Annotated in this window: 6 protein-coding genes; 5 read left to right on the plus strand and 1 reads right to left on the minus strand. The window is 67.2% G+C overall.

Annotation, left to right across the window (positions count from 1 at the left end):
- The first annotated feature begins 24 nt into the window (after positions 1–24).
- Positions 25–1,242, plus strand: a complete 1,218-nt coding sequence (locus ACVOMM_RS16145) for a D-alanyl-D-alanine carboxypeptidase family protein (protein WP_053519634.1) — start codon at positions 25–27, stop codon at positions 1,240–1,242.
- Positions 1,243–1,337: 95 nt separating this feature from the next.
- Here ACVOMM_RS16145 and ACVOMM_RS16150 read toward each other — a convergent pair whose 3' ends face one another.
- Positions 1,338–2,396 (minus strand): lipid A deacylase LpxR family protein, encoded by a 1,059-nt coding sequence (locus ACVOMM_RS16150; protein ID WP_181452106.1) that lies wholly within the window; start codon positions 2,394–2,396, stop codon positions 1,338–1,340.
- Between the two features lie 275 nt (positions 2,397–2,671).
- On the opposite strand from ACVOMM_RS16150, the gene ACVOMM_RS16155 reads away from it, so the two are divergent.
- The 4 genes from ACVOMM_RS16155 to ACVOMM_RS16170 all read left to right on the plus strand — a co-directional run bounded on the left by ACVOMM_RS16155 (position 2,672) and on the right by ACVOMM_RS16170 (position 7,220).
- On the plus strand, positions 2,672–2,950 hold the full coding sequence (locus ACVOMM_RS16155; protein WP_481526498.1) for a DUF493 family protein: 279 nt from the start codon (positions 2,672–2,674) through the stop codon (positions 2,948–2,950).
- Entirely contained in the window at positions 2,938–3,648 is a 711-nt protein-coding gene (lipB, locus tag ACVOMM_RS16160) for a lipoyl(octanoyl) transferase LipB (protein WP_053519632.1), read from the plus strand. The genes ACVOMM_RS16155 and lipB overlap by 13 nt, the downstream gene beginning before the upstream one ends.
- A gap of 18 nt (positions 3,649–3,666) precedes the next feature.
- Positions 3,667–4,677 carry a lipoyl synthase gene (gene lipA / locus ACVOMM_RS16165; RefSeq protein WP_065175161.1) on the plus strand — a complete coding sequence of 337 codons (1,011 nt, stop codon included), beginning with the start codon at positions 3,667–3,669 and terminating at the stop codon, positions 4,675–4,677.
- 365 nt (positions 4,678–5,042) lie between these two features.
- Positions 5,043–7,220 carry a carboxy terminal-processing peptidase gene (locus ACVOMM_RS16170; RefSeq protein ID WP_481526499.1) on the plus strand — a complete coding sequence of 726 codons (2,178 nt, stop codon included), beginning with the start codon at positions 5,043–5,045 and terminating at the stop codon, positions 7,218–7,220.
- The last annotated feature ends 221 nt before the right edge of the window (positions 7,221–7,441 follow it).

Raw genomic sequence — 7,441 nt, forward strand, 5'->3', positions numbered from 1 at the left:
GCCGTCCCTGGAGCCCGCTGTCCAATGAATTTCCGTTCCGCCGCCACCGCCCTGGCCGCCACCCTGGTGGTGGGCCTGGCTTCTGCCCAGACGCCGCTGCCGACCCCGGCCGCACCTGCACCTGCCGCCGCTGCGGCTCCGGCCACCGTGGCCACGCCACCGGCCCCGGTGCCGAGTGTGTCCAAGGCCTGGATCCTGATGGACTACGCCACCGGCCAGGTGCTGGCGGGCGAGAACATCCACGAGCAGCTGGCGCCGGCCAGCATCACCAAGGTGATGACCTCCTACGTGATCGCCGCTGAGGTCAAGAACGGCAAGGTCCGTGCGGATGACCAGGTGATGATGAGCGAGCGCGCCTGGCGCGAAGGCGGTGCGGGTACCGACGGCAGCTACAGCGGCTTCCCGGTGAACCAGACCGCGCGCCTGGAAGACATGGAAAAGGGCATGGCCATCCAGTCCGGCAACGATGCCGCGATCGCCCTGGCCGAGCACGTGGCGGGCAGCGAGGAAGCCTTCGCCTCGCTGATGAACAGCTACGCCGCCAAGATCGGCATGAAGAACTCGCACTTCGTCAACGCCCACGGCCTGACCGCCGCGGGCCACCACAGCACCGCCTATGACCTGGCGTTGCTGGGACGGGCGATGGTGCGTGATTACCCGGAAACCTACGCGTACAACAAGATCAAGGAATTCCAGGTCGGCAACATCAAGCAGCCCAACCGCAACCTGCTGTTGTGGCGCGACGGCAGTGTCGATGGCATCAAGACCGGGCACACCTCCGAGGCGGGCTACTGCCTGATGAGTTCGGCGCAGCGCGGCGACCAGCGCCTGATCGCGGTGGTGCTGGGCGGCGCCTCCGAGAAGCAGCGCGCCGATGACAGCCTGGCGCTGTTGAACTGGGGCTTCCGCTTCTTCGAAACGCACCGCCTGTATGAGCCGGGCAAGGCCGTCGCCGAGCACAAGGTGTGGAAGGGCACCAGTGACAAGGTGCAGCTGGGCGTGGCGCAGCCGATGCTGGTCAGCGTGCCGCGTGGCCGCTACAACGATCTGAAGCCGAGCATCGATGTACCCAAGACCCTTGAAGCGCCGTTCACGGCCGGCCAGCAGATCGGCACGGTGAAGGTGAGCCTGGATGGCAAGGTGGTGGCCGAAGCGCCGCTGGTGGCGGTGGCTGCCGTCGAGCAGGCCGGCTTCTTCAAGCGCCTGTGGGACAGCTTCTGGATGTGGTGGGAATCGGAATGATCCGCGGCGCCATGCGATGACGTGAAAAGGAAAAGGCCGGCGCATGCCGGCCTTTTCCGTTGCAACCGGCGTGCGGACCGGGCGTCCGCACTGTTCTAGAGCGAGCGGCTGATGGTGAAGCTGCCGAACACCGGCGCCTCGCGCTGGCCATTGAACTCGCGGGTGCTGTGGTAGCGCGCCGCTGCGAACTTCCAGCGCCCGCGCATCACCGCGATTCCGTAGCCGCCGTAGGCCACGATGTGGCGCTTGTCGACGCTGTGGCTGTTGCGGAAGGTGTTGCCATCCAGGGTGATGTCGCGGATCACCCAGGCAGCATCGCTGGTGGCGAACAGGTGCCATGACCAGCCGCTCGGCCTGCCACTGCGGGTCGGCGCGGTGTTCTCGCCGGCAGGACGCAGCGGCGTGCTGCCGAAGTCATCCGGCAGCTTCCAGCCAAAGCGCACTTCGCCACCGATGTTGGCCTTGGTCGCCAGGTTGCCGACCGAGCCGCCGTAGTGGCTGATCGCGTCCCAGCCCCAGCCGCCCGCGTTGACGCTGGCATCGCCCGGCCAACGACGCATCCGCTCATGGGTCAGCATCACCAGCGGCTCGTTGTGCAGCTGGTTGTCCCAGCCTTGGAACTTCTCGTCGCCCAGCACCTCATGCACAGCGTTCTGCACCTGCTTGCCCTGGGCCCACGGACCGACAACGCCCAGCGTCAGCTGGGTGGTCTGCAGCCGATCACCACTGCGCGCGTTGTAGCCGAAGCTGGCGATCAGCACGCCCGCGTAGGGGCGGTCATCCTTGATCAGGTCCTTCCGGGTGAAGTCGGTCGGGGTGAAGATGCCCTGGGCGATGCTGAAGATCATGTTCTGCTGTTCGAACCGGCCCGGGTGCAGGCGCTCCAGATAGCCGTTGACCCAGCGCGCCAGGCGCGGCAGGCAGGGATCGTCGGTGTAATCGACGAGGTTCGGTGATACGAAGGTCAGTTCGGCGCCGTTGGTATACCCCTGGTCCTGGTGGCGGCCGCCGAACAGGTCGTTGTCAACGCGGAAATTGATCTGCGGCGGGTGCTCACGCATGGCATCGGGGCCGCATTGTTCGGCGGCCTGCGCGGCAAGGGGGAGGGCGGCGGCCAGGAGGCCGGACAGCCCGAGGGCTGCGACGCTACGCATGGATGGAATGCTCATGGGGAAAGGGGTGGTCGTCTGTCGTTATATGCAACGACACGGTACCCCGGCCCGCGTGACGGTACGAGCGCGTCCCGGTCACTTGTCTGTTCCGAAAACGACATTGTCTCGTGACGACAACCGGCGCCGGGGGCGTGCCGCGCCCCCGCGCAGCAGGAAGCTGAATGGAAATTCAGGTGCAACGCAGCGGCCTGCCGGTGTCCGTGTTGACCTGGATGAATACTCTTGGGTTTGTTGCCCTGCGGCCCGATAATGGGTCCATGGAAATCAAGTCCGACAACCCCGACCACGGCTTCCAGTTCCCCGGCCAGTTCGAGCTCAGCGCCATGGGCCCGGCCAACTGCGGCCTGGAGCATGAGCTTCCCCGACTGCTGCAGGCCGAAGGCCTCGACGTCGTGAACGAGCGCATCAGCTGGAAGCATTCGTCCAATGGCAAGTACGTGTCGGTCCGGCTGGTGTTCAAGGCCGAGACCCGCGAACAGTACGACGCCGCCCATCGGGCGCTGCGCGATCACCCGGAAGTGAAGTGGACGCTGTAGCCGACAGCTGCCCGGCCGACGCCGCTCCGGAAAACCGCCCGCCGCGTCCGGCGCTGGTGCGCGACCTTGGCCGCCAGGCCTATGAGCCGGTCTGGCGGGCGATGCAGCGCTTCACCGATCAGCGCGCTGACGAGACGACCGACGAGCTGTGGGTGGTGGAGCACGATCCGGTGTTCACCCTCGGCCAGGCCGGCAAGGACGAGCATGTGCTGGCGCCGGGGGCGATCCCGGTGCTGCACGTGGACCGCGGCGGCCAGGTCACCTACCACGGGCCGGGGCAGATCGTGATCTACCCGCTGCTGCGCCTGCCGCGCCTGGGCATCGGCGTGCGCGACTACGTGTGCCGCATCGAGCAGGCCATCATCGATACGTTGGCCGAATGGAACATCGGTGCCGAACGCCGCGAAGGTGCCCCGGGCGTCTACGTTGGCAATGCCAAGATTGCCGCGCTGGGCATCCGCGTGCGCCGTGGCTGCACCTTCCATGGCCTGGCCTTCAACGTGGCCATGGACCTGGAACCCTTCCACCGCATCAACCCCTGTGGTTATCAGGGGCTGCAGGTGACCTCGGTGGTAGACTTGGGCGGGCCGTCCGGGATGGATGCCGTCAAGACGGTGCTGCTGGAACAGCTGGCCCGCCAGTTCGGCCTGCGGCTGCAGCACGTGCCCGAACTGCCTGATCTCTCTGCGGCCGCATGACCGCTCCCCGGAACTGCCATGACTGAAACCACTGCCCGCACCATTCCCCTGCAGATCGTGCAGGGCGACATTCCGACCGCCGCACCGTTGCAGGCCGGCGTCAAGCAGCTGGGCGGGGACAAGATCAACCGTTCGCCGGTTCAGTTCGCCGATGCACCGGTGCTGCGCAAGCCCTCCTGGATCCGCGTGCGCATTCCCTCGGGCAATGCGGTCCAGAACCTGAAGGCCAAGCTGCGCGAGAACCGCCTGGTGACGGTCTGCGAGGAAGCCAGCTGCCCGAACATCCATGAGTGCTTCGGCCACGGTACGGCGACCTTCATGATCCTGGGCGAGGTCTGCACCCGCCGCTGCTCGTTCTGCGACGTCGCCCACGGCCGGCCCAAGCCGCCGGATGCCAACGAACCGGCCAGCCTCGGCCAGACGGTGGCCGACATGGGCCTGAAGTATGTGGTGGTGACCAGTGTCGACCGCGATGACCTGCGCGACGGCGGTGCCCAGCACTTCGTCGACTGCATCACCGCCATCCGTGAGAAGTCGCCGGGTACCCGCATCGAAGTGCTGACCCCGGACTTCCGCGGCAAGGGCCGCATGGAGCGCGCGCTGGACATCCTCGCGCAGAACCCGCCGGACGTGTTCAACCACAACATCGAGACCGTGCCGGACCTGTACCGCAACGTGCGCCCGGGCGCGGACTACCAGTGGTCGCTGACGCTGCTGAAGAACTTCAAGGCCCAGCACCCGCAGGTGCCGACCAAGAGCGGCATCATGCTGGGTCTGGGCGAGGACTTCGAGCAGATCAAGGCGACGATGCGTGACCTGCGTGCCCACGACGTGGACATGATCACCATCGGCCAGTACCTGCAGCCGACCGCGCACCACCACCCGGTGCTGAAGTACTGGACGCCCGAGGATTACAAGGCGCTGGAAGACTACGGCTATGAGCTGGGCTTCAGCCACGTCGCCTCCGGCCCCATGGTGCGCTCTTCGTACCACGCCGACGTGCAGGCCAAGGGCGCCGGAGTTTCCTGACCGGTAGCGGGGGGGGGGGGGGGGGGGGGGGGGGGGGGGGGGGCGGCGGGCGGGCGCCGCGGGCGGGGGCGGGGCGGGGGGGGGGCTTTGCGCCGGGGCGGGGGGCGGGTGGGGGGGGGGTTGTCCCCGCGGCGGGCCGGCGCGGCCGCCCCCCCCCCGGATACCGTTGGGGGTGCCTACCCCGGTGGGGGCGCGGACCGTTGGTCCGCACGCCTTCGCCTGCATTCACAATTTGCTACACCGGCCCCGCTAGGCTGGTTTTCCACCGGATGCGGACGGGTGACAAACCCGGCAACTTTCGGCACTGTCGTGATGTCTGAACACCACGCAGTCTCCCCCTTGGCAAGGCGCCTTCGAGCACGTTCATGAAATTCAAAGCCCCCGCATTCCTGATGGCCCTGGCGCTGGTAGCGCCGCTGGCGCTGTCGGCCAAGGCCGATTCGCCGGCGCTGCCGGCTGCGGCGACCGCCGATCAGGTGACCACCTCCAAGCTGGTGTACGGCCTGTTGTCCGACAGCCGGTACGCCTACCGTCCGCGTGCGCTCGATGAAGCCACCTCCAAGGATGTGTTCAAGCGTTACCTGGAGACCTTGGACGGCGGCAAGCAGTACTTCACCCAGGCCGATGTGGCGCGCTTCGCACCCTTCGAGGCGAACATCGCCAATGCCATCCGTGGCGGGGAACTTGAGCCGGCCTTTCAGGTCTTCGCGGTGTACAAGCAGCGCGTAGGCGAGCGCGTGGGCTACGCACGCAAGCTGCTCAGGCAGGAGCCGGACTTCACCACCGACGAGCGCTTTGAGTACGACCGCAAGAAGGTGCCGTGGGCGGCCAGCAATGCCGAGCTGGATGAACTGTGGCGCAAGTCGGTCAAGAATGACTGGCTGCGCCTGAAGCTGGCCGGCAAGAAGCCGGACGACATCCGCAAGACGCTCGACAAGCGCTACGCGACGCTGGAGAAGTCGGTCAACGAGCTGAAGGGCGAGGATGTCTTCCAGTTCTTCCTCAACGCCTACACCAGTGCGGTCGATCCGCACACCGACTACTTCACTCCGCGTACCGCCGAGAACTTCAACCAGGCGATGTCGCTGTCGCTGGAAGGCATCGGTGCGCAGCTGCAGCGCCAGGACGACATGGTGGTGATCCGCGAGATCATCGCCGGTGGACCGGCCTCCGTGGATGGCACCCTGAAGCCGGGTGACCGCATCGTCGGCGTCGGCCAGGGCAAGTCCGGCGTGGTCGAGGATGTGATCGGCTGGCGCATCGACGATGTCGTGGCCAAGATCCGCGGTGCCAAGGATACCCAGGTCAAGCTGGAGTTCATCCCGGCCGAGGAGGGCGCCGATGGCAAGCATCACACCCTGGTCCTGACCCGGCAGAAGGTGCGCCTGGCCGAGCAGGCCGCCAAGGGTGAAACCATGACCATTCCGGCCGCCAATGGCGAGCCGGCGCGGAAGATCGGCGTGATCAAGCTGCCGACCTTCTACCAGGACTTCGAGGGCCGCCGCCGCAATGCCGCCGATTATGCGTCGGCCACCCGCGATGTGGCCAAGCTGCTGGCGGGCTTCAAGAACGACAAGCTCGACGGCGTCGTGCTGGACCTGCGCAACAACGGTGGTGGCTCGCTGGACGAGGCGATCGAACTGACCGGGCTGTTCATCGAACAGGGCCCCGTGGTGCAGGTGCGTGAATCGGGCGGCCGCATTACCGTCAACAGCGACCGCAATCAGGGCGTGGCGTGGGACGGCCCGCTGGCCGTGCTGGTCAACCGTGGTTCGGCCTCGGCGTCGGAAATCTTCGCCGGTGCCATCCAGGACTACGGCCGCGGCCTGGTGATCGGCGAGACCACCTTCGGCAAGGGCACCGTGCAGAACATCGTCGACCTTGATCGCTGGCCGAGCGGCGAAACGCAGCGCTTCGGCCAGGTCAAGCTGACCATCGCCCAGTTCTTCCGCATCAGCGGCAGCAGCACTCAGCACAAGGGCGTGGTGCCGGACCTGGCGTTCCCCGCCAGCGTCGATGCCACCGAGTTCGGCGAAAGCACCTACGACAATGCCCTGCCGTGGACCCGCATCGCCGCGGTGCCGCATACGCAGTACGGCAACTTCGCGCCGCTGCTGCCGAAGCTGGAAACCCGCCACGAGGCACGCATCGCCACCGACAAGGAATTCGTGTGGTGGAACGAGGATGTCGAGCAGTTCCGTGCCGAAGCGGCGAAGAAGTATGTCTCGCTCAATGAAGCGACGCGTCGTGCCGAGCGGGAACGCCAGGACACCCAGCGCAAGGAGCGCCAGATCATGCGCAAGGAGCTGGGCCTGGCCCTGGATCCGCTGGCCGATGACAGCAGCGATGACGGCCTGACCGGCAACGAGCGCGATATCGTCAAGGATGCCGCCCGTGAGAAGGCCGCCGAGAAGCGACCGGACCCGCTGCTGCGTGAATCCGCTGCGATCCTGGCCGATGCGGTGAATCTGCTGGCCAATGATCGCCCGCTGTCGGCGCAGGTGCTGCCGCAGTCCACCGGGGCCGGTCGCTGGGCCGACTGAGCCACGCGTGACGTGAAGTACCCCACGGGGGGGGCGATGGCGGGCCCGGGGGGGGGGGGGGGGCGGGGCGGGGGGGTGCCCGGGCGGGGGGGGGGGGGGGCGGGGGGGGACCGGGGGGGGGGGGGTAACCGGGCGCGCATGCGTAAATCATATACCTGGTATCATGGGTCATGGGCGGGGGGGCCCCCCCGCGAACGGGCCACGTCCCGATTGTGTCAGAT

The sequence above is a fragment of the Stenotrophomonas sp. STEN009 genome (assembly GCF_056760395.1).